27 protein-coding genes and 1 pseudogene are annotated in these 20,616 nt (G+C 47.0%); 26 read left to right on the top strand and 2 right to left on the bottom strand.

The annotated features are described in order from the left end of the window. The first annotated feature begins 2 nt into the window (after window positions 1-2). From KYJ26_RS16720 to KYJ26_RS16695, 6 genes are read left to right on the top strand one after another with little or no spacing between them, the layout of a single operon-like run. Window positions 3-770, top strand: a complete 768-nt coding sequence (locus KYJ26_RS16720; RefSeq protein WP_219168502.1) for an HNH endonuclease — start codon at window positions 3-5, stop codon at window positions 768-770. A 12-nt stretch (window positions 771-782) separates the two neighbouring features. Beyond that, entirely contained in the window at window positions 783-1,799 is a 1,017-nt protein-coding gene (locus tag KYJ26_RS16715) for a major capsid protein (RefSeq protein WP_219168501.1), read from the top strand. A 57-nt stretch (window positions 1,800-1,856) separates the two neighbouring features. Next, window positions 1,857-2,024, top strand: coding sequence for a hypothetical protein (locus KYJ26_RS16710; RefSeq protein WP_219168500.1), 168 nt, complete (start codon window positions 1,857-1,859; stop codon window positions 2,022-2,024). A gap of 14 nt (window positions 2,025-2,038) precedes the next feature. Continuing rightward, window positions 2,039-2,407: a hypothetical protein gene (locus KYJ26_RS16705; RefSeq protein WP_219168499.1), complete on the top strand. Its 369-nt coding sequence runs from the start codon at window positions 2,039-2,041 to the stop codon at window positions 2,405-2,407. Then, entirely contained in the window at window positions 2,404-3,894 is a 1,491-nt protein-coding gene (locus tag KYJ26_RS16700) for a hypothetical protein (RefSeq protein ID WP_219168498.1), read from the top strand. The genes KYJ26_RS16705 and KYJ26_RS16700 overlap by 4 nt, the downstream gene beginning before the upstream one ends. Beyond that, window positions 3,894-4,046, top strand: coding sequence for a hypothetical protein (locus KYJ26_RS16695; protein ID WP_219168497.1), 153 nt, complete (start codon window positions 3,894-3,896; stop codon window positions 4,044-4,046). The genes KYJ26_RS16700 and KYJ26_RS16695 overlap by 1 nt, the downstream gene beginning before the upstream one ends. On the opposite strand, the gene KYJ26_RS16690 is transcribed toward KYJ26_RS16695, so the two are convergent. Continuing rightward, window positions 4,039-4,320 carry a hypothetical protein gene (locus tag KYJ26_RS16690; protein WP_219168496.1) on the bottom strand — a complete coding sequence of 94 codons (282 nt, stop codon included), beginning with the start codon at window positions 4,318-4,320 and terminating at the stop codon, window positions 4,039-4,041. The two genes, KYJ26_RS16695 and KYJ26_RS16690, sit on opposite strands and share 8 nt — an antisense overlap. Before the next feature lie 102 nt (window positions 4,321-4,422). Here KYJ26_RS16690 and KYJ26_RS16685 point away from each other — a divergent pair, with 102 nt between their 5' ends. From KYJ26_RS16685 to KYJ26_RS16610, 16 genes and pseudogenes are all read left to right on the top strand, one after another. Beyond that, window positions 4,423-4,806: a hypothetical protein gene (locus tag KYJ26_RS16685; RefSeq protein ID WP_219168495.1), complete on the top strand. Its 384-nt coding sequence runs from the start codon at window positions 4,423-4,425 to the stop codon at window positions 4,804-4,806. A 1-nt stretch (window position 4,807) separates the two neighbouring features. After that, window positions 4,808-5,167: an HK97 gp10 family phage protein gene (locus KYJ26_RS16680; RefSeq protein WP_219168494.1), complete on the top strand. Its 360-nt coding sequence runs from the start codon at window positions 4,808-4,810 to the stop codon at window positions 5,165-5,167. An 11-nt stretch (window positions 5,168-5,178) separates the two neighbouring features. Continuing rightward, window positions 5,179-5,637: a hypothetical protein gene (locus tag KYJ26_RS16675; protein WP_219168493.1), complete on the top strand. Its 459-nt coding sequence runs from the start codon at window positions 5,179-5,181 to the stop codon at window positions 5,635-5,637. Between the two features lie 10 nt (window positions 5,638-5,647). Beyond that, entirely contained in the window at window positions 5,648-6,448 is an 801-nt protein-coding gene (locus tag KYJ26_RS16670; protein ID WP_219168492.1) for an HNH endonuclease, read from the top strand. Then, window positions 6,433-6,843: a phage major tail protein, TP901-1 family gene (locus tag KYJ26_RS16665; protein WP_219168491.1), complete on the top strand. Its 411-nt coding sequence runs from the start codon at window positions 6,433-6,435 to the stop codon at window positions 6,841-6,843. The genes KYJ26_RS16670 and KYJ26_RS16665 overlap by 16 nt, the downstream gene beginning before the upstream one ends. Before the next feature lie 57 nt (window positions 6,844-6,900). Further along, window positions 6,901-7,248, top strand: a complete 348-nt coding sequence (locus KYJ26_RS16660) for a hypothetical protein (RefSeq protein ID WP_219168490.1) — start codon at window positions 6,901-6,903, stop codon at window positions 7,246-7,248. A gap of 32 nt (window positions 7,249-7,280) precedes the next feature. Further along, window positions 7,281-7,589: pseudogene (locus KYJ26_RS16655) on the top strand (phage tail assembly chaperone); the annotation flags it as partial. Next, complete coding sequence (locus KYJ26_RS16650) at window positions 7,582-9,855, top strand: phage tail tape measure protein (protein WP_219168488.1); 2,274 nt, start codon at window positions 7,582-7,584, stop codon at window positions 9,853-9,855. The pseudogene KYJ26_RS16655 and the gene KYJ26_RS16650, both read left to right, overlap by 8 nt. 63 nt (window positions 9,856-9,918) lie before the next feature. Further along, window positions 9,919-10,182 carry a hypothetical protein gene (locus KYJ26_RS16645; RefSeq protein WP_219168487.1) on the top strand — a complete coding sequence of 88 codons (264 nt, stop codon included), beginning with the start codon at window positions 9,919-9,921 and terminating at the stop codon, window positions 10,180-10,182. 32 nt (window positions 10,183-10,214) lie between these two features. Further along, window positions 10,215-13,229, top strand: a complete 3,015-nt coding sequence (locus tag KYJ26_RS16640) for a glycoside hydrolase family 78 protein (protein ID WP_219168486.1) — start codon at window positions 10,215-10,217, stop codon at window positions 13,227-13,229. A 31-nt stretch (window positions 13,230-13,260) separates the two neighbouring features. Then, entirely contained in the window at window positions 13,261-14,373 is a 1,113-nt protein-coding gene (locus tag KYJ26_RS16635; RefSeq protein WP_219168485.1) for a hypothetical protein, read from the top strand. 23 nt (window positions 14,374-14,396) lie between these two features. Further along, a complete protein-coding gene (locus KYJ26_RS16630; protein WP_219168484.1) occupies window positions 14,397-16,580 on the top strand; it encodes a glycosyl hydrolase family 28-related protein in 2,184 nt (727 codons plus the stop codon). 87 nt (window positions 16,581-16,667) lie between these two features. After that, window positions 16,668-16,979: a holin gene (locus KYJ26_RS16625; protein WP_219168483.1), complete on the top strand. Its 312-nt coding sequence runs from the start codon at window positions 16,668-16,670 to the stop codon at window positions 16,977-16,979. A 103-nt stretch (window positions 16,980-17,082) separates the two neighbouring features. Continuing rightward, on the top strand, window positions 17,083-17,283 hold the full coding sequence (locus tag KYJ26_RS16620) for a phage holin family protein (RefSeq protein WP_219168482.1): 201 nt from the start codon (window positions 17,083-17,085) through the stop codon (window positions 17,281-17,283). Beyond that, window positions 17,283-18,017 carry a peptidoglycan recognition protein family protein gene (locus KYJ26_RS16615; RefSeq protein WP_219168481.1) on the top strand — a complete coding sequence of 245 codons (735 nt, stop codon included), beginning with the start codon at window positions 17,283-17,285 and terminating at the stop codon, window positions 18,015-18,017. The genes KYJ26_RS16620 and KYJ26_RS16615 overlap by 1 nt, the downstream gene beginning before the upstream one ends. A 125-nt stretch (window positions 18,018-18,142) precedes the next feature. After that, complete coding sequence (locus KYJ26_RS16610; protein ID WP_219168480.1) at window positions 18,143-18,472, top strand: hypothetical protein; 330 nt, start codon at window positions 18,143-18,145, stop codon at window positions 18,470-18,472. 26 nt (window positions 18,473-18,498) lie between these two features. On the opposite strand, the gene KYJ26_RS16605 is transcribed toward KYJ26_RS16610, so the two are convergent. Further along, the gene (locus KYJ26_RS16605; protein WP_308807570.1) at window positions 18,499-18,735 is read right to left on the bottom strand and encodes a helix-turn-helix transcriptional regulator; all 237 of its coding nucleotides are present in this window, start codon (window positions 18,733-18,735) and stop codon (window positions 18,499-18,501) included. Window positions 18,736-18,943: 208 nt separating this feature from the next. On the opposite strand from KYJ26_RS16605, the gene KYJ26_RS16600 reads away from it, so the two are divergent. From KYJ26_RS16600 to KYJ26_RS16585, 4 genes are all read left to right on the top strand, one after another. Continuing rightward, window positions 18,944-19,174, top strand: coding sequence for a hypothetical protein (locus KYJ26_RS16600; RefSeq protein ID WP_219168479.1), 231 nt, complete (start codon window positions 18,944-18,946; stop codon window positions 19,172-19,174). Between the two features lie 117 nt (window positions 19,175-19,291). Further along, window positions 19,292-19,672: a hypothetical protein gene (locus tag KYJ26_RS16595; protein ID WP_219168478.1), complete on the top strand. Its 381-nt coding sequence runs from the start codon at window positions 19,292-19,294 to the stop codon at window positions 19,670-19,672. A gap of 125 nt (window positions 19,673-19,797) precedes the next feature. Beyond that, entirely contained in the window at window positions 19,798-19,938 is a 141-nt protein-coding gene (locus KYJ26_RS16590; RefSeq protein WP_219168477.1) for a hypothetical protein, read from the top strand. Continuing rightward, entirely contained in the window at window positions 19,929-20,615 is a 687-nt protein-coding gene (locus KYJ26_RS16585) for a M23 family metallopeptidase (RefSeq protein WP_219168476.1), read from the top strand. The genes KYJ26_RS16590 and KYJ26_RS16585 overlap by 10 nt, the downstream gene beginning before the upstream one ends. The last annotated feature ends 1 nt before the right edge of the window (window position 20,616 follow it).

Below are 20,616 nucleotides of genomic sequence, written 5' to 3'. Positions count from 1 at the left end.
TCGTGAAGGCATGTAATAAGTGCGGAGAAACGAAGTCACTTGGCGATTTCTACAACTTGAAAACGACTAAAGACGGGAAACAACGCTCTTGTAAAAAATGCCAAAACGATGCAACTTACAAGAGGCGAAAAGACAAGTCGATCGAATACGCAGATTATCAACGCGAGTACAATAAAAAATACCGTGAAGATAATCGAGATTCGCTGAAGTCGTATCAGCAAAAGTATCGCTCAGAGAACGAGCATAAACTAAGGCCTAAACGTGTTGAGTGGTTAAAAAGAAACAAAGACAGTCTTTCTGAGTACCATCGTGAGTATTACCGAGAAAATAAAGAAGAGCTTAGCGAAAAAAGGAAACTTTACTACGCTGAGAACATCAATATTTTTAAACATCACAGGAGAGTTCGGAGAGATCGTTTAAGAGGCAGTGAAGTCACGCTCACTAAAGAACAAGAGTCCGATATTTTCAGAAGGTTCGGTTCGGAATGTGCGCTAACTGGGCGGAAAGGTAATCTACATTTAGATCATTTTATACCTGTCGCTGCAGGAGGTAGCACGAGTGTCGGCAACATGATTCCTTTAGACGGAGAATTAAATATATCAAAACACGCAAACAACCCTTTTGAGTGGGTGAAACGTCGAAACGATGTTCCATCAGACTCATTCGCGAGGGTTGTTTCTTATTTAGCTGAATTAAACGGACTTACGGTTGATGAATATCGAGAGTTCGTTTTTTCGTGTTTCAAAAATAAAAATAAAAACATTTCTTAGGAGGAAAAAATTATGACGGGATTACTTCACCTTGAAGAGTTCAGTAAGCCAGCATTAAGAGGATTAGTAGATGAAACAGTACAGGACACGGTGCCATCCATTGCAGACCGTTTCTTACCTAATATGAACGTTTATTCTAACTCTTTCGCTTACGATATTATTAAAACAAATCGCTACATCGGCGCGATGATCGGTTACGGGTCAGAGCCACCGGTTGTTGACCGTGACGCTGTAGCGAGCAAAATGGGTTCTATCGCTAAGATGGGTCTTAAATATATCGCAACTGAAGAAGAGCTATTGATGCTTCACCAAGCGCGTAACGAAGGCGAAAAGACGCAAATGATCGAAAAGTTAACGCTTAAAGGTGTCGACTTGGTTCAAGCGATTCAACGCCGTATCGACGTAATCAAAATGGAAGCTCTTACGAAAGGCGCTTTCGCTTATGATAAAAACGGTGTCAAAGTTTCAGTTGACTTCGGTATTCCAGCCGAGCATAAAGTAGCGCTATCTGGCGGAGCTGACTGGGACGTTGCTGACCGTGATGTAATCGGCGATTTATTGAACTTCGTTGAAACGTACGAAGCATCTAACGGCCGCGCTCCATCGGTTATCCTTATGAGCCGTGAAGCTAATGCGAAACTTCTTCGCAACTCAGTAATCGTAACTGAAGCAGGACGTCCGGCTGGTTCTACTCGCGTAAGCCAAGCGGAACTAAACGAAGTTCTTAGCGGATTCGGTTTACCGCCAATCCAAATCGTACTTGATCGCAAAGTGACGGTTAAAAACGTATACACTGGTGCGGACGAAGTAATCGAATTCTTCCCGGCTAATCGCGTTGTAATGCTTAGCGAAGGCGTAGGTAACTTCCTACTTGGACCAACGGTTGAAAACAACTTCCAACCAGGAATCCACCTTGACGCTTACGACAAAAACGAGCCTATCGAATCTATTCTTCGCGCAGTAGCGGCAGGATTCCCCGCGCTTGAAAATCCGGCGTTAATCTTCCACGCTGACGTATACACTGCATAATCATTCGGCGTCCTAGTGGCGCCTTTTTATTTTTAACTTAACGGAGGTGTTCAAACTATGGCGAAAGTAAAAATCGAAGTTCTTAACGCTGTCATCGACGGCAAACAAAAGGGTGAACAACTCGAAGTCGACGAGAAATCGGCGAAGCACCTAATCGCTATCAACTACGCGAAAAAGGTTGAGGCGGAAAAGAAGGAACCCGCGAAAAAGAAAAGCGACAAATAAGGAGGGCGTTGTAAATGGCGACATTAGCTGAAATGTCCGAGCGACTGCTCAAGCGGTTCAAAGGCGTGCCTAACATCACGCTCGAAGACACTACGGACTGGACAGAGGACGCGTTGTTATCGCACGGCTACTCAGTCGCCGACAACGTTCCGTCCAACGTATCAAATTACCTACTGTTATATGCGCAATCACAAGGCGCCCATCAAATCGCAATCGCAACCGCACACTACTTCACGTATTCCGACGGCGAGGAACAAGTCGACAAGTCGATGATCTCGGAACAATACCGCAAGCTTGCTGCTGACCTGCGCAACCAATACGAACAGACTAAGGCGTCGAGCGGAAGCAGTTTCAAAGTCATGCGAAGGATTGACCGGCCTTGACGAATCAGGAGCGCCTCGACCGCATCCTCGCAAACCTCGCTACTGATTACCGAAAGCTCAACGCCAAGCAGCAGGAATTCGCAATCAAGGAAATCGGCCGTGTACGCCTCGAACTAAACGACCTACTCGCAGAATACGCAACAGACGAAGGTATCATAAAACGTCAGCGTCTCAATTCGTTACTGCGCGACCTGGAATCGATTGAGCGAAGCGTCAGGCAGACGGGCATGGTGGCGATGGAGCAAGTCGTGCGCGAGAGCTCGGAGTTTGCAACGCAAGGCGCGGCGGCAGGCTTATCGCAGGCAGTCGGCTCAGCGGCTATTGCAGGCGTAGCGTTCGACCGTATCGACGAACGAACACTGCGCTATGTTATCAACCGGTTCGGCGACGACGGGCTCGTGCTGAGTGATCGCGTATGGAACCTTGCGGGCGACCAACGGGATGCGCTCAACAAAGTGCTCCGGTCGGGCATCATCAAAGGCGAAAATGTAACGTCGATGATTGCGGCGGTGCGACGAGTGTACGACAACGAAACGTGGAAGATTCGGCGCTTGGTCGTCACGGAAGGGGCTACGGCTCAACGTGTCGGCGAGGCTTATTTTGCGCAAGAGAGTCCGGTAGTGAAGGCGATTAAGATTCATCGCGGACGTGCGAATCGTCCGGAGCATAGATGTACGCAGTTGGAACTGATGGATAAATACGGACTCGGGCAAGGCGTTTTTAAAGCGGATGATCCCGAAGTATTTAATCCTCACGTAAATTGCACGAGTTGGTTTACGTATGTATTGAAAGACAACATTAACGCGGAAACTAAGGCGAAACCTTCTTCGAATAAAACCGTGAATGCTAAACCGATCGAACAAGGAAAATCGAAAGCAATCAATCAGGTCGCCAAAGACCCGTCTATTCTTAACGTTAAACTTAATCAGAATGATGGCGGAGAGGATAAGGCGCTGAAGACGCTACTGAGAGAACAAGGATTTGACGGAAAAGGGAACGTAGTAAGCAAGGCGGAACTCGACAAGTTTATTCAGAACGGCGAACGTGAGATTTTCCGAGGAGTCACAAACGCCAAGTTTGCCGAACAGTTTAAAGATGGCGACTTATTCGCAGGTCTTGGAACATACGGAAATGGAACTTATACGGCTTACGGACAGTCTGCTGAAAAAGTGGCGCAATCGTATGCTGGAAAGAAAGGCGATATTGTGAGGATGTCCTTAAAATCTGACGCTAAGGTAGTCAAGTATGACATATTACTTGGCGAGATGATGGACTACGAGGATATGTTGGCGGAAAAAATGGCGAAGTCAACATCAAAGAAAGCTAGAGAAGCAATTGAGGCCGAGACGCTGTTAATAAAAGACTTCGGAAGGTTTGCAACTATGAGAGGGTATGACGCGATTGACGTAACAGGTTTTGAATACCTAGTCGTACTAAACCGTACATCGCTTCGTATTCAACGAGAAAGTCACGGAGGAGGATTCTGATGGACGTTCAACTAAGCAGAAAAGTCGCGAAGGTACTAAATAGCGAAAAAATGTTAAGGCAGAGCGTGAAGGAACGTTATGATTTCGTCGAAGAGGTTTCAAAGTACGATAGTTATGACGACCTGCCTGAAAAACTTAAGAAAATTATCTGACGCCGATTTGTCGAATGTTCTTAAGAAGGTAGTTAACAACTTCCTTAACAAGCGCTAAATCTTCTTGTTTAGGAGCAGATAACCAACCATCTTGTTCCCAGTAGTCACAAACGCCTTCGATTTCTAAAGCGGAAAGTTTAGTACCGAATACACCATGCTCACACTTTCCTTCGTCTGGAATCATCGCGGAGAACTTAATTTCTTCGTTGATGTATCCTTCGATTTTAGATTTACCTAGCATTGCGGATGGTCTAACGTCAAATTCGATATTCATTACGATCACTCCGTTTTCTTATTTGTTAATTTGATTATAACAATAGTATTTTCAATTGTCAACGGTTTATTCACGAAATTATACACGAAAGAAGGTGCGCTAATGTTAACGGAACAAGACATCGAATTCATCAAATCCAACCGGTCGGAAATTCTCGCTAACCGCACCGAACCGGTCACGCTGATTCACATCGTACCAGGCGCCGAGGATCCGTGGACTGGCGAATCAACCGGCGACACTCAATCGCCCGAAATCGTTGAGGTAGTGTGGAAGGAATACTCGACGGTAGCGAACGGAGACCGAGACGTAATCGGCGGCGTGGAACTCATGCAGAACGACATCAAGGTGACGATTCCCTCGACGGCTACGCTCGGCGACGTGGAGCGCATCATCCGGCAAGGCGTGGCGTATGAGCTTATCGCAATCGATGAAAAAGGGCTCGGCGACCCGAATCGTTACGAGTGTGTCGCAAGGCAGGTGACGTAAGATGGCGAGAAGAATCGGAGCTAACGTACAAGGGCTCGAGGAAGTGTTGCGTCAGTTAGGGCGTGAGGGCGCACGTCAGCTTGAGCAGGAACTCGATAACATTGTGGAAGCCAATGCGGTCCGGATAGCGAACGAGGCCAAGGAAAACGCTCCGTATAAGGACGGTAACTTGAAGCGTTCGATTCACCTTTACGGACGCCCGGCCAAGCTCGCTCGCACAATCGGTTCAAACATGCCGTATGCACAGCGCCAGGAATACGAACACGCGACGAAAAAAGGCTACTTCCGAAAGGCGCTCTGGAATGGCCGTGAACCTTTTCGCCGTGAAATACAAGACGCAATTCGAGGCCTTGACGATTAGGAGGGCGGACAATGTTACACGAAATCACATACTCGATTATCGCGCATCTAAAGGCGGATGTCGACGAACTGAACGACGTAGTGTGGATGTACGACGGTGTATCGCTGACCGGTCGGGCTAAACCGTTCGCATCGGTCGAGCAAATGCAGGCGAACACGAACGTCATCGCAAAGGAACGATCATACTACGAAACAACTTATCGCTTTCAAGTCGGACTCTATGCGGACTCAGTTTCGCAAAGGTCACGGCTTGAGGATTCGATAAGGCAGGCGCTACTTCAACCGAATATCACGTTATTAAATACGAGTCAGTTTCCACCAACGGAAGCCGGCTTTTTTTATTGCGATGTTTTAGCTGCGACTCCAATGCCGGTTGAGTCGGCGTCGGATGAGACGGGGAAGCATCGGTTGTATTTCGATATTGAGGTATATGTGCAGGTCAAGAACGGCGAGAACACATTCAAACAATAGGGGGATCCGGATGCCTAAAAAGCACAGTATTGAGTTTATACGGGAGCAGTTTCGCAGTCATGGATATACGTTGATTAGTAACGAATATAGAGGGATGCGATACTCCTTAGAATACAAGTGCGACAAACATCCGGAAGCTATTTCGAGAATGTCATACGGGAATCTCAATGCAGGACATCGTTGCAAGTATTGCAAGGCTGAGGAAAGACGTCACAGTATTGAAGACGTTAGGCGTATTCTTGCGGAAAATGGATGCAAATTGGTAAGCGAAGAATATTTCGGGAATGCAAAGCCGTTAGATTATCGCTGCTTAAACCATCCGGAAGAGGTTCAGACCTCTACGCTTAACAATATTCAACAACGCCGAGGGTGTCCGAAGTGTGCGAGAGAATTGCTATCTCAAAAATACAGAGGCGAGAACCATCACTGTTGGAAAGGTGGTTTCCACACCGAATCTCAGCGAGCAAGAAGAACGATAGAGTACGCGAATTGGCGTAAGAAGGTATTTGAAAAAGACAATTTCACTTGTCAATGTTGTGGGGATAACACCGGTGGAAATTTAGAAGCACACCACATCCTCAATTTCTCAAACAATCACCATCAGAGATTCGAGGTTGATAACGGGATAACAATGTGCAGGAATTGCCATAACCCAAAAATATCAGGGAGCTTCCACAACACCTTTGGTACAAAAAGTAATGATTTTACCCAATTAGAAGAATATTTCAAAGGCAAAGGCACCTATTTCAAGGGTGCTTTTTCTATTAACAAAACATTAAAAGGGGTGCTTGACAAATGGCAAGAGGAGTAAATTTTTTACTTTATATTAATACAGGTACAGAAGAAACACCGCTTTACACTAAGGTAGCAGGCCAGCGTGGAGGTACTTTTAATCGTTCAACTGATACAATCGACCTCACTTCAAAAGACAATTATGGTTTCAAGGACGAAGACTACGGAATCGCATCGTGGTCAATCGAAGCCGACGGACTGCTTGTCGAGGATGACGCAGGCTACCAAGCGCTCGAAAACGCATTCGACAACAAGGGCATCGTATTAGTTCGCTGGGAAACTGCGGGCGGATCGAAGTACGAAGGCGAAGCGATTATCACGGACTTCAGCAACGAAGCACCTTACGATGATTCAGCGACGTATTCCGTGACTCTTAACGGTAAAGGTCAGTACACGAAATCACCGGGCGCATAAAAAATTGGCGGGTCCTCACGGGCTCGCTTTCTTTATTAATACGAGGAGGAATGGCGAATGGCTAACACAACAATCGAACTAGGCGGAAAAGCGAGGGAATTGCGCTTCACGTTTAAGTCGCTGAAAGCACTCGAAGGACACTACGGTAAATCGATTCAGAAGGTATTCGAGGAAGAGATCAATCGCGGAGGACTTAACGAAGTATCCGTGCTGATTTGGGCGTGCTTACGCAAGGAAAAGTTCACGCTAAATAAAGTCGACGACATGATCGAAGACGCAATCGAAAACGAGGAACTGACGCTTCAAGACCTCAGCGAAAAAATGAAGTCGGCAATCGAAGAATCGAAGGTACTTAAGGGCGTCAATGTGGACGCAGAAGGCACGGACGAAGAAGCAAAAAACTAAACGGAGGTTGGGGTTCGCTCGATTACGACGAACTCATGACGCAAGCATTCGGCTACCTCGACCTCCATCCGGAACAGTTTTGGGACACAACGCCGAGAGAGTTTCGCAACATGATGGACGGATTCAAACTGCGCCAGGACATCGAATGGCAACGGACGGCTCAGCTCGCTTCGTGGGTCATTTCAGCGCATGTCAAGAAACCGCCATCTGCGGACAAATTACTCGGCAAGGATAAAGACGGAAAACAACGATCGCGGAAGGTCGTTTCTATAGAAGAAAAACGTGCGACTCTAGCGGACTTAGAAAGCACGTTAGGAAGGACGGTGAGCAAGCATGGCTGACGGATTGGGAATTTCGTTTAAGATAAGCGCCATTGACGACTTCTCGAAAACGATGGGCAGTCTGAATTCCACAACGAAGAAGGCGTTCGATTCGATCGGAAAGGTTGGCGCAGCACTCACTGCGGCAGGAGCGGCAGGGGCAATCGGGCTAGGCGCAACGGTAAAAGTCGCGGCGGACTTCGAGTCGGCGATGAGTCGAGTTGGGGCGCTGAGCGGTGCGTCTGCGGACGAACTAAAGCGACTTACAGCCAATGCGCAGGAGATGGGCGCTAAGACGTCATATTCGGCAACGCAAGCGGCAGAAGCGCAACAGTATCTCGCCATGGCAGGGTATAAGACGTCGGAAATTATCGCGGCAATGCCGGGACTACTCAACGCAGCCGCAGCCGGTCAAACCGACCTCGGAACAACGGCGGATATCACGTCGAACATCCTAAGCGGATTCGGATTGCAGGCCGGTGAGACTGCGAGAGTCGCTGACGTATTAACGAAGACATTTACGAGTTCGAACGTAGACCTGCAGATGCTAGGAGATACAATGCGATATGTTGCCCCAACGGCAAACGCAATGGGCATATCGTTAGAGGAAGTCGCAGCGGCAGCCGGTATCCTTGGAAATTCTGGAATTCAAGGAGCGCAAGCGGGTACGAGTCTTTCGATGTCCTTGACGCGATTAGCTTCGCCAACAAAAGAGGCGTCGGAACTAATGCAGCAACTCGGGTTCAACGCGTTTGATTCGCAAGGTAAAATGTTGCCTCTTAGCGGAGTAATGACGAACCTTCAAACGGCGACTGCCGGATTGACGGAGCAACAAAAGCTTCACGCAATCAGCACGATATTTGGCGCAGAATCAATGAAGGCGATGCTGACGTTACTAGACGCCGGTCCAGCAACGCTTCAAACGTTCACAGGCGAACTACAGAACGCAGGCGGCACGGCTCAAACCATCGCGGAGCAACAACTGAATAACCTCAACGGGCAACTTACGATTTTGAAGTCCGGACTCGAGGCGATGGCTATTTCGATCGGCACGGCGCTATTGCCTGTTGTTAAATGGCTTGCTACGGCAGTCCAAGGACTCGTCAATTGGTTCAACGGACTAAGCGAAGGCACGAAGACGACGCTGGCGATTATGGCTGCGCTAACCTCGGCGTTCATGTTAATCGCTGGACCGATAATGATAATGATTTCGCTTTTGCCGGCGCTTATGTCCGGACTAGGCGCAATTGCAGTGGCGCTCGGCACAACCGTTTCAGCAATGCTTACTACTATCGCAATTATTGGCGGAGTCGTTACGGCGCTTGCATTAATCGGCGCCGCACTTGTCGTAGCATACAACAAAGTCGACTGGTTTCGAGCGATGGTTGACTCGGCATGGGCTTGGATTAAAAACGCATGGAATAAAGCGGTGGAGTTTATATCTGATATAACGAAAAAAGTCATGTCGGCAGTCGTGGCATTTGGCGGAGAGCAACTTGCGAAATTTCAAGGGCTCTGGAACAAACACGGCTCGGCGATTATGACCTTCGTGAAAAATGCGTTCGAAGGAATTAAGCTGACAATTTCGGTCGCAATGGCAGCTATCGAGACGATCTTCCGAACAGTATGGCCGATTATCGAGGGAATTGTCAAAATGGCTTGGGGAGTCATGAAGGTGACAATCGGTTCTGGGATTGACCTCGTTGTTGGTTTAATCGACGCAGGAATGTCGCTATTAAAAGGCGATTGGGAAGGCGCATGGGACGCTATAAAAGGGATCGCTGAGGACATTTGGCACAATATCGAAAGTTTCTTCAGTAACATCGATCTAGTTGAAATCGGAAAAGACGTTATCCGCGGTTTTATTGAAGGCATAGGCTCAATGAAAGACGCAGTTACTTCAAAGATCGAGTCTATTGTAAACGCGATACCTAAAGCAGTCCGCGACTTACTTGGAATCCATTCTCCTTCACGTGTACTCATGCAGTTAGGTGAGTATACTTGGCAAGGATTTGCGGTAGGGATTGGTAGAGGTATTGGCGGAATACAACAAATGGCAGGCGCGATGGCAAACGCGGCGGTGCCTAACGTAAGCAGGCAATCGGTTAGTTACGGTATAAACAGCGGAGGGAGTGCGGTCGGAAGTTACGCAAGCAATCAGACTATCGTCGTACAATCCGTACTCGACGGCAAGGTAATCGCAGAAACGGTATATCCGGACATTAATCGGAAACTTTACGCCGACCAGCAAATCGCAAACAGAACTGGCGGTACTTGGCGAAAATAAGGAGGACGAATATTTATGAAAGACGCAACCTACTGGCAAGCGCAATTAGTAGACGGATCAATCATGCGAGGAGGGCAACGACTTTCGAGTCCGAACCAACCTGGCGCAGAATTGATTCCGGTCGAGACGTTGAAGATTTTTTCAATCGCCCACAACACGTATGTTGATACTTATTACCAGCCGTGGGATCAGTGGTACATTAATCGCATCGCAACGGCGCAAGACGGCCTATATCCGTTAACTTATCGGATGTCAGACGGGTCTATTTTAACGGTTAACATGGACGAGGAAACGGGTCTGCTCGATTTATCGCAGGAATATAATTAGGGCGGAAAACTATTTAAGAAAGGAGGGTTTTCGTGAGCATTATCGTTAGAGAAGAGGAAGGTAATGTAAGCAGTCTTGATAACGCTATCTACCCCATTTCACCGGGGTTCTTTTTAGCGGACAACGGAAACGTAAAGTCCGAGTTTTACCAGGAAGGAAACGAAGTTGTATTCGTTAGTAATGATAGACGAATATCATGGACGCCTCGCGATATGCGTTACATCGACTCAACGGGATTTGAAGAAGTAGTGTATACGGTGCAAGAAGTCCCTTTGGAGATCAAGGCTAATTATGCGAGATATAACCGTTCAATGCCGGATGTTGACGATTGGTTCATTCAAGAAAACGACCGACTGAAGCATCAAATATTAATACAAGGTTTTCAGCCGGATCCGTCTCCGTGGATGTTCGGCAGTGTGGACTTTGCGGTTGGCGGAAAAATGAAGTTCGACGATGACTTGAAAATATTCGCGGAGGGAGTTGAGCGAATCAACCCTTTCGAAACTACCGGCGGTATTCAGATATTTGACGGAGATAAACTGGTCTTCGAGCTACCTCAAGTTGTTGCGTTCGATTCTGCGTTTGATAGAGAAGTAGTATACGGAAAGTATCGCGTATGGTTTGACGATGAGGGGGAAATGATGTTCGACATCATCGTTAGCTATGAATGGATGACGGCTGCTGAAAGGGTATATCCGGTGGTCATCGACCCGACGATAGTCAACGGGTATGAATCGTCTATTCAAGGTCCAAGAAAATCCGTCCAACTCGCTAACGGCTGGATAATTAACGCGGTGTATTCCTCAACAAACGCCAATATTAGGTTCTATGTCTCGAAAGACGAGGGTCAGACGTACACGCTTTTAACCTCCTTAACTGGAAGCGGAATCGGAAGCGTTGGTGCTAATCGAATAACCATAGACAACAAGGGTAACGTGATTTACGTATTGGTAGCTGACGCTCCGTTTAATAATGTGCAAATGCCTATCTCCGTTTATTACTTTGACGCCACTACTGTTGGAACTAATGTAGTGAACAAACAACAAGCGGGTGCGATGAAATACACTGATTCAGTAGCTATGAAGATAGACGGTAATAACCTCCATATAGCTACGTCTGGTTCTGACACAGGTCCGTTTGTAGATAATTATATAAAAGGTACAATAAACAGCGACTCTACAGTAACATTTTCTAGTTTAGAAGTCGCTTCATCAGACGCAACGTACTACCATATTCGCCCTGCTATTGAAGTTGTCGCCGGAGTACCCGTTATTTTGTCTCTGTACGGATCGACAGGTCCTGGCGGTCAGTTCCCTTCACTAGTTTCTGTTAGTAAGGTAAACGGTACGTGGCAACCGCGGGTAACGATTGATACGGCATCAGGAACAGGTGGAGATGAGATAACTGCGCCGTCTTTACATCGGGACGTTTACGGCAATCTACACGTAGCTTATCGAAAGTACTATGATATTCGCTACAGTAAGAGCGCAAACAAAGGTCTGACGTGGGATGCGCCTACGGTTATTGTTGACGCTCAAGCGCAAAAGGATCCAGCTATCGCGGTTTATCAATCGATCATTCACGTGTATTATGGATCGTTATACCCGAATTATTACCCTAAAAGAGTCATCTTTAACGGATTTACGTGGGGAAGTCCGGAATCACTGGTTCCAGGCAACTCTATAAACCACATACAGGCTAATTCAAATACGGAAAATAATTCGATTTTCTACATGTACACATACAATAATCAGAATGTGTACGGAGAATATTTAAAGCTGAACTCGCCTCCTAACGCACCAATTTTATCGCAAAAAGATAACTTCGATGCGAGCGGTGATTCCACGTTTGCCTGGCAGTATAGCGACGCAAATCCGAGCGACAGTCAGACGGCTTATCAACTTCAGATAGTTGACGCATCTAATGGCACAGTTGTACTCGATACGTCAAAAATTGCGAACGCTCAAACGAATCACACTATTATCGGCGGAACCTTGGCGAATAATAAGCAATATCAATTCCGAGTGAGAACGTGGGATAACTCCGACACCGCGGGACCTTATTCGGATTATGGTGTATTCCGAACGAGTTCAAAGCCAACCGTAACGATACTAAATCCGCAACAAGACCAAACAGTACCTTTCGCCTCGCTGACGGTGAGTTGGTCAATGAGCGACCCGGAAAGCGAAGGTCAAAGCGCCTACAATGTCGAGCTACTTTCGGAGGTTGGCGATGTAGTATGGTCGAGCGGAAAGGTGCAGGACAGTCGGTCGAGGTCACTTACGCTCGGGCAGGCGCTTGAAAACGGGTTGTCATATCGAGTGAGAATCACGGTATGGGACGGTCAGAATGTTCCGAGTGTTCCGGCGGAAATACCTTTCGCTGTTTCTTACACTCCGCCAAAAAGTCCGATAGTAAGCGTAGTATCTGAAACTGCATACGTCGACATTTCCATTCTAAATCCCGAGCCAACAGGAAGCGAACCGACAATCGTAGGTAACGATCTATACAGACGCAAGCAGGGCGGAGACTGGATTCGAATCGCTAAAAACATTTTCGCAAGCTATCGTGACTTTTCCGTCGCGAGCGGGGAAACTTACGAGTACAAAGTGTTGGCGATTGGCGATAATCTTACGTCCTCAGAAAGCACCGTCCACCAAGCCTCGATAAGTTTACGCGGAATATGGCTTTACGACATAAACGACGCAGAGAACACGCTTCACAATTTCCGTTATGACGGAGATGGACGGTCATCGCAATGGGAAATCGAATCGTCGACGATGAGGTTTAAAGGTCGAACGCGACCGGTAACTGAAACAGGCGAGATGGAAGATTACGTTGTACCGTTTGCGCTTATCCTAAAAGAATCAGCGGAACGGCAGGCGTTAGAAAAGATCATCTACAGTCGCAATATTGTCTGCTATCGCGACGGCAAGGGACGCAAATTATTCGGATTAATTACCCGTTTTCCTCTTGCTGATGAAATATGGGGCGGACAAACGACGGAACTTGAAATTATGCGAATAGACTACGAAGAGAGCGTATAACAGCGCTCTCTTTTTATTTAGGAGGTGCGGAATGTTATCGCTAGAACGTGACGGCTTTACCGCAGAACAAGTTAAGAAGGCACTACACAGTGCTCACCGGAGGTTGGATTTTCGATACGAACTGCTTGATAAAAACGGCAACAAGAAGTCGGACTTGTACAACGTTATCAACGGAGAGGTCACGCAGCAGTCCTTGGCGACTATAAAACGGAAAGCTAAATTTCGTTTGCGTGAGGATGGTAACATCGACTTTCTAACGGATCGCATACGTCCAATAGTTCGATTATTCGTTAGAAATGGATGGGCGGAATTTCCAATGGGCGAATTTTTCCTTTCTTCGCCTACTCGCTACGAGTCGGACGGCCAAGTTTTTCGCGAAGTGGACGCGTACGACGGATTGATCGTACTAAACGACGACAAATTTACGGAAGTATATAATATCCCTTCCGGAACTAACTACACGCAAGCGGTGATAGACATACTAGCCAGCGCTGGTATCTCGAAATACAACATAGAGCGTGCGGACAAAGTGACATCGAAGGACATATCGTTTGAGGTCGGCAAGGAAAAACTTTACGCTGTCAATGAACTTTTACGCGGAATAAATTACGAATCAATCCACGTAGATGTAAACGGATATTTTACTTCGAGCAATTACAGGAGTCCGACGGAACGAGCAAGCGAGTATGACTACGTAACAGACAGCGATTCCGTAATCGCCGGCGGTTACTCCGAGGAGCTAGACATATTCGATCTTCCGAATGTGTGGAGCGTTGTTGTGAAGGACAGCGAAACGGAGACGATTAGCTTGAGCTCGGCATATACGAACGACAATCCGAACAACTCACTTTCAACCGTTAGTCGAGGACGAAACATTGTAGATTATCGCGAAATTGACAACGTGGCTGACCAGGCTACTCTCGACGCTTACGTCCAGCGCCTGGCTTATGAAGCGTCACAAAAATTCGGAAAGGTCGAGTTTGAGACGGCTATCATGCCGATTCACGACTATGCTGACGTTTTCACCGTTCAATTTAGCGACTTAAACGTAAGTGGGAAATACTCGGAAACAAGCTGGACTATGCCGTTAGAAGTTGGCGCAAAAATGAAACACGAAATTCGCCGGACGGAATTTATTGTTTGAAAATTATCAGGAGGTGTTAACGCATGGAAATAGTAAATACGATTCCTATTACGCTCGATTTCCGGAAGCCGTCGAAAATACCCATGCCGCAAGTCAACCAGTACGACACGAACGAGTTTGAGTTCACGGTGCTTGAAAACGGAAGCCCTGCCGACCTGAGTACAGCCGATCGCATCGTTGCCAACTATCGCAGACCTGACAAAAACGTCATCACGCGAGAAATCACGGCAGTCGATAACGTCATCACTTATCCGATGGGCGCCGAAGAAATGGCGGTCGAGGGGCTCGGCGAATTAAACGTGCAGCTTTTCAAGGAAGGGCGCAGGCTTTCGTCAATGACGATAAAAGTGTACGTGTATCGGAATTTAGGCGCGGCGTTCGAGGGCGGCGAAGGGTTGCCTTTGTTGCAGGACCTCTTCGTTGAGGTTTCCGGCTTAGTTGAGGACACTCAAACAAACGCTACGTACGCTCTAAATCAAGGCGACTATGCGAAGGAACAGGCGGATGCTGCCGCGGCTGAATTGGCTAGTTTATCGCAGGTTAAAGCAGACGCAGAAAGCGCCACGGACTCGGCGAATACGGCGGCAGGATTGGCGAACACGAATGCGGTTGATGCTGAGACGCAGGCAGCATACGCGAAGGAGCAGGGCGATTATGCTAATGCGGAATACTTGCGTCTGAAGGATACGGATGTGAGTACGCTTAGTGCGCAGTTGGCAGATATAGCGTATAATGTCAAATCTTATGGAGCCAAAGGCGACGGAATCACAAATGATACAACAGTTTTGCAAAACTTAATTAATACCGTATCCAGCCAAGGCGGGGGTAGCATTTTCTTTCCTAAAGGGATTTATGTTGCATACTTACAATTACCTTCCAATATTCGTTTAGTTGGTGTGGGATATGATTCATGCATAAAGTTACCTGCTGGGTTTAAGTACGCTGTTCCTGTCATTATTAACAAAGACCACACGAATGGTAATAAGAACATTACAATTGAAAACATAAGGGTTGACGGTAACAAAAGCGGCTTAGCTGCTGACGCTGTTAAAGATACCGGACAACCTTGGGAAGGTATAGATATCATTCTTGGTACTGATCTCCGTTTTAAAAACGTTTGGATTGAAAACTGTGAAAATGAAGGTCTTGACCTCGATGGTGGAGAAAATATTCTAATCGATGGTCTTTATGTATCTAATTGTGGTGGATCGCCTCTGCACCCTTCAAATGGTCAAGGTGCATATTCAAGCAAGAATGTAATCATTCGAAATGTGTGGTCAAAGAATAATGGGCACACCTATTCTCGTTCTGTTTTTATTTACGGATCAAACGATGTAGTTTTCGATGGTTTCTTCTCTGACGGAGATTACATGGGTTTACAAATTCTTGCAGAAAAAGTTAAAGCAAATAACATCTCCATTAAAAATTCTGTCAATAGAGGAATATTAGTTTCAGGTGCTTCTAAAGACATACAGTTTTCCAATGTTTCGATTATTAATGCAGGTGGAGAAGGTCTTGTTATAGCAGACCAAACGACCGAAAAGAATATAAGTTTGATAAATGTCAGTGTTAAAGGGTCAGTATTAAACAATTACAGTTTAGCGGGTAAAAAAATTCAAATGGATAACTGTGTTAGTATAAGCAGCGGTTCAATAGGCGTATTTCTTCAAGGAAGTGATTTCGACCTAGCCAATGTGAAATCTATTGGTTCTACTGGACGAGGAGTCCAAATTGAGGCTTCTGGCGTCAGAATAAATGGGTTGGCGGTAAAAGAAGGTTCTACACATGGAGTGAATATTTTCAATTCATCTAATTTAGTGCTTTCCGGCAGCGAAATAAGCGCCAATCAAGGATTCGGAATCACTCTAAACGGTACAGCTAATAACTACGGAATCGTTGGAAACAACCTTACTAGCAATACTAGTGGTGCAATGTATGGGAGCAGATCAGGTCACTTTGTAAGTAATAACTTAGGGTTAGACACGATAGTAAATCGCCAAAAAGGGGTAGCGACAGTGAATGCAGGTACAGATAAAATAACAGTGACACATAACGTAGGCTATCTTCCACCTTTTATCGATATAACAATGACGACTCTTTCAGAAGTGCAAAAATATATTGTTGAAGCAAGAACTGCCACAACATTTGATATTAGAGTTTCTCCTACTCCAACAGTCAACACATCGTTCCTTTGGATGGCTGAGTAAACTGAACAATCGGACATAAATTCGCAACAAACGAAGTCGCCCTAACCGGCGGCTTTTTCTTATACCATAGAAAGGAGGTAGGCGCCTTTGAACGAACCAACAGGACGCGAGCTCAACGATAAAATCGCAGATATTCGCGAATGGCTTGTGCGGATTGATACGAAAGTGGATTTTCTGAACGAAGTCAAACGTACAGCTGAGGAAGCGGATGCGAAAGCTGAACGCGGGTTGAGTTTAGCGGCTCAAAATCGCGAGGACATTGACGAATTAGATACGCGGACACAAAAAAAGTTCGACGATTTACTATCGACGACTCAGTTTCGTTTTAATATCGTAGTGACGGCGATTCTTGCTATTACGGGCTTTCTCGTAACGGTAGGTATCGCCATTTTTAATTAGCCAGTCGGCAGCCGTCGGGTTGAAAGCATTAACGGATGATTTCAAACGGCGCCGACCTTATGCGAATTATAGCACGAAACCAAACGGAAGGGAAGCGAAATATATGGAAAGATTTAAAAACTACGGATTATGGGTTGCGTTGTTTGCACTCGGAGGATTAATCGTAAACGACTTCGGAGTATTGGCGCCTGAGCAATACGATCAATATGTCGCGGCAATCCTAACGATTCTAGTCGCAGCGGGGGTCGTGAGCAATCCGTCAATCGGCAAAGGGTTTACGGATAAGGAAGGCGGCGATGAGTAATGGTCGCGCTTAGTTACAAGAAAGACCACGTTATCGTCAACAAATATTCCCGCCCTGGCGACAAGTTACTTCGCGTGCAGGCAATCGTCATCCACTACACAGCTAATCCAGGCGCCAACGCTCTTATGCACGCAAACTTCTTCGACGGAGCAGACGGAGGTGGGGGGCGTTATGCTGGTGCGCATATTTTCGTTGACAAGAACGAAGCACTCGAAGTAATTCCGTTGGATGAAGTGGGCTACCACGCTAATGAACGGAAGGCAGGTCCGTTACTGTCAGCGCTGAAAGCTACTGCGTCTTACTATCCGCAAGGTAACGCAAACCTACTCACGATCGGAATCGAAATGTGTATCGAAAAGGACGGCACGTTTCACCCGGATACAGTCGAACGTACTCGCCAAGTCGTGAAGATGTTGCAAGCGAAGTTTCCACAGTTGGCAGACACGCAGAACCGCATCGTCAGGCACTACGACATCACCGGTAAGATATGCCCGAAACCTTTCGTTGAGAATCAAGCGGCATGGAAAGCGTTTTTAAAATCGGTCGACCAACCGATTAAACCAGAACCAAAGGAGGCGGTACAAGTGGCGAATAATAAACCGGAAAGCACATCGTTCCCCGAAGCGCAGAAGTGGGTTATGGATAACGGAATCTCAGACGGATCCAATCCGAAAGCACCCGTTACTCGCGAGCAACTGTGGGAAATGTTGCGAAGAATGAACGCAGGTAAATAACGCTTGACTGCGAGGTGCTTGCGAAAAATCTTACGAAAGTAGGAAACTTTTCGCCTGCCCTTGCGTACATATTAACAAACGAGTAAAATTAAGGTAATTATTACGATACGAGGGAGCGGGTTAAAATGACGGAAGCAACGAAAAGTATTGGCGAAAATAGATTAATGATTGACGTTGAGAAAAAGCGCAGTGGGTTCGGACGTGGAATCGGAAAAGTGTTCGCATTCACGCTCGGAGGGATCGGGATATTCACGTCGGCGTTGCTGTTTCTGACGATCATCGGAATCCTACCGGCCATCGGATTATTCTTCATGTCGCTCGGCATTATTTACCTGGCACTAGGCAAGCAGCAAGTTAAGTGTCCGCATTGTGCGAAAAAGCAACCGGTGCTTCAGACGGCGGAGAACTTCACTTGCGCCAAGTGTCAGCAACTAACCGTTATCAACTGGAAATAAATAAGCAACAAACTCGCCTCGTCCGTTCATTCGGTCGGGGCTTTTTCTTCGTTGTGCTTCGCCCAATCTTCCACCGCATACAACTCGCCTACCTCGACGCCTAGCATTTCCGCCAGCCTCCACACTTCCGGCACGCTCGGAAAACTCTTACCTGTACACCAATTCGAAATCGTGTTCCGCCCTCTCTTAAACTCGCGCATCATATCCTCGCGACTATACTTCGAATCATCTATTAATACGCCGATCCTGCTTCGCAATCTCACCGCAAATCTTCCTTTCCCATCCGTAATGAAAAATTTCACAATTTATTTTACATGGACGTGCAAGATATTCGCCCATCCGCGTATAGATATATTAACTAGATAACGACTACTTAATAACTTTCGACGCAGCCCTACGAATCTCCTTTTCGCTATCGCTCATTATCGCCGGTCGTTAACTATTTAATAACTCGCACGGAGGTGTCGCACTATGGCGAAAGAAATCGTCAACAAGTCGGTCAGCTTTAACGTATTGGATCCGTTCCAACGTCAGCTCAAAAGTCACTGCGATAGATACCCGAATTTCAGCGGATATATAAAACGTCTCATTCAACGTGATATGGAAACTATTGATGTCACGCCTTATCGCAAAGAAAAGACGCCAGCTCAGCCGGTCACTAACCGAGTAAGTCTGACGTCGCTCAACGGTATTAAATTATGACACACTATCGCCAAGGTCGTCGGCGTTGTTCACTGCCAACTTATGCGCGGTCGGGAGATTTAATGCAAGTACACATGCGGTTAGTAACCGATTTTTTCATCGAGGAGGTACGACAATATGCGCAAAACAGAACGAATTAATTTCGGCGAGTTTGTTCGCGGAGAATACCAGCGCCCGACTCACTGGCAACGGCACGGCTTCAAATATCAAATCGCAGGGTCGGCGGTCATTCTACTCGTCACGGGCGCAGACATTTCCTTCGCTGCTTCGGCCATTGACGCCAAGGCAAACGTTCTATATTACAAAATACTCGACATCGGCAAGTGGATCATCATATTCAAAGGCGGAATTGATACGATTAAGTCCGTCGGCGCTGGCGATTTTGACGGGGCGAAAAAACATTTCTTCTCGTATCTATTAGTCTATCTGCTATTACTCGCCTTCCCGTTCGGCATGGATGAAGTCGATAAATTATTCGCAGATTTAAAGAAAGGGTGACGAAAATGGTTACGATTAAAACGGTTATCTTCACCGCATTCATGGCGCACAAGGCGTACTTGGCGGTTACTAACAAGTCGGTACTGATCGATTGGGAAACGTTTTTCAAAGACGGGGTGATGTAAATGCTAACCGGAGCTGCAACAACGGCTTTAATGTTAAAAGCACTGCCGTATATCGTAGGCATGAAGGTCGTAGGAGGTATCATCGATATAGGAATTCACGCGGTAAAGTGTCGGATTGGTGGTGAACGGAAATGGCGATGAAATTCCGGCTCACAAGTAAATTCGGCGAGCTGTCACCGGTACGCGACTTCGAGCCTCATCACGGAATCGATTTCGCCATGCCAGAAGGTACAACGCTGAGGTCAATCGGCAAAGGCGTCATCGACCGAGTGTACGACGGCTCAGACGCAATCGGGCGAGGAGTGTCGGTTAAACTAGACGACGGCACACGCGCCATATACGGGCATATGAGCGGTGTTAACGTCCGGCTAGGGCAATCGGTAGGGCAGGGCGAAACTCTCGGCATATCGGGCGATACGGGGCTCTCAACAGGTCCGCATTTACACTTCGCCTTGCGCGATAGCTCAAGCGGAGAGTGGCTCGATCCGACTCCCATCGCTGATAAGGTCGCAGGCATAAGCGGTCAGCACGTTCAGCCGGGCATTATTACGAAGCTACTCAACGACACGGGCGATAAGCATCCGGGCTTACTTTGGTCGCCGACCGAATCCATTCGCGATAAGACAGCCGACATAGCTACTGAAGTCGCGCTTGGAATCATGGACGCATTAACCGACCTGCTTATGGCGTTCACGCTCGTCGGCTCGGCGATACTTATTCTGCTGAAAGTTGCGGGCTGGCGTGACGGCGGCCGATGGGCAGGCGTGTTGATTGTGACGAATATATTACTGCGATTAATACCGGGAGGAGGGCGTTAAT

Source organism: Rossellomorea orangium (assembly GCF_019334305.1).
Taxonomy (GTDB): Bacteria; Bacillota; Bacilli; order Bacillales; family Bacillaceae_B; genus Rossellomorea.
Note: the sequence above shows the minus strand (reverse complement) of the source record. Positions and strands in the feature narration are given on the sequence as shown.

What these genes read in the sequence shown, in the direction of transcription:
- KYJ26_RS16715 (WP_219168501.1), top strand. Translation starts at nt 783, where the DNA reads ATGACGGGATTACTTCACCTTGAAGAGTTCAGTAAGCCAGCATTAAGA.
- KYJ26_RS16710 (WP_219168500.1), top strand. Translation starts at nt 1,857, where the DNA reads ATGGCGAAAGTAAAAATCGAAGTTCTTAACGCTGTCATCGACGGCAAA.
- KYJ26_RS16705 (WP_219168499.1), top strand. Translation starts at nt 2,039, where the DNA reads ATGGCGACATTAGCTGAAATGTCCGAGCGACTGCTCAAGCGGTTCAAA.
- KYJ26_RS16695 (WP_219168497.1), top strand. Translation starts at nt 3,894, where the DNA reads ATGGACGTTCAACTAAGCAGAAAAGTCGCGAAGGTACTAAATAGCGAA.
- KYJ26_RS16690 (WP_219168496.1), bottom strand. Translation starts at nt 4,320, where the DNA reads ATGAATATCGAATTTGACGTTAGACCATCCGCAATGCTAGGTAAATCT.
- KYJ26_RS16685 (WP_219168495.1), top strand. Translation starts at nt 4,423, where the DNA reads ATGTTAACGGAACAAGACATCGAATTCATCAAATCCAACCGGTCGGAA.
- KYJ26_RS16680 (WP_219168494.1), top strand. Translation starts at nt 4,808, where the DNA reads ATGGCGAGAAGAATCGGAGCTAACGTACAAGGGCTCGAGGAAGTGTTG.
- KYJ26_RS16675 (WP_219168493.1), top strand. Translation starts at nt 5,179, where the DNA reads ATGTTACACGAAATCACATACTCGATTATCGCGCATCTAAAGGCGGAT.
- KYJ26_RS16670 (WP_219168492.1), top strand. Translation starts at nt 5,648, where the DNA reads ATGCCTAAAAAGCACAGTATTGAGTTTATACGGGAGCAGTTTCGCAGT.
- KYJ26_RS16665 (WP_219168491.1), top strand. Translation starts at nt 6,433, where the DNA reads ATGGCAAGAGGAGTAAATTTTTTACTTTATATTAATACAGGTACAGAA.
- KYJ26_RS16660 (WP_219168490.1), top strand. Translation starts at nt 6,901, where the DNA reads ATGGCTAACACAACAATCGAACTAGGCGGAAAAGCGAGGGAATTGCGC.
- KYJ26_RS16650 (WP_219168488.1), top strand. Translation starts at nt 7,582, where the DNA reads ATGGCTGACGGATTGGGAATTTCGTTTAAGATAAGCGCCATTGACGAC.
- KYJ26_RS16645 (WP_219168487.1), top strand. Translation starts at nt 9,919, where the DNA reads ATGCGAGGAGGGCAACGACTTTCGAGTCCGAACCAACCTGGCGCAGAA.
- KYJ26_RS16635 (WP_219168485.1), top strand. Translation starts at nt 13,261, where the DNA reads ATGTTATCGCTAGAACGTGACGGCTTTACCGCAGAACAAGTTAAGAAG.
- KYJ26_RS16630 (WP_219168484.1), top strand. Translation starts at nt 14,397, where the DNA reads ATGGAAATAGTAAATACGATTCCTATTACGCTCGATTTCCGGAAGCCG.
- KYJ26_RS16620 (WP_219168482.1), top strand. Translation starts at nt 17,083, where the DNA reads ATGGAAAGATTTAAAAACTACGGATTATGGGTTGCGTTGTTTGCACTC.
- KYJ26_RS16615 (WP_219168481.1), top strand. Translation starts at nt 17,283, where the DNA reads ATGGTCGCGCTTAGTTACAAGAAAGACCACGTTATCGTCAACAAATAT.
- KYJ26_RS16610 (WP_219168480.1), top strand. Translation starts at nt 18,143, where the DNA reads ATGACGGAAGCAACGAAAAGTATTGGCGAAAATAGATTAATGATTGAC.
- KYJ26_RS16600 (WP_219168479.1), top strand. Translation starts at nt 18,944, where the DNA reads ATGGCGAAAGAAATCGTCAACAAGTCGGTCAGCTTTAACGTATTGGAT.
- KYJ26_RS16595 (WP_219168478.1), top strand. Translation starts at nt 19,292, where the DNA reads ATGCGCAAAACAGAACGAATTAATTTCGGCGAGTTTGTTCGCGGAGAA.
- KYJ26_RS16590 (WP_219168477.1), top strand. Translation starts at nt 19,798, where the DNA reads ATGCTAACCGGAGCTGCAACAACGGCTTTAATGTTAAAAGCACTGCCG.
- KYJ26_RS16585 (WP_219168476.1), top strand. Translation starts at nt 19,929, where the DNA reads ATGGCGATGAAATTCCGGCTCACAAGTAAATTCGGCGAGCTGTCACCG.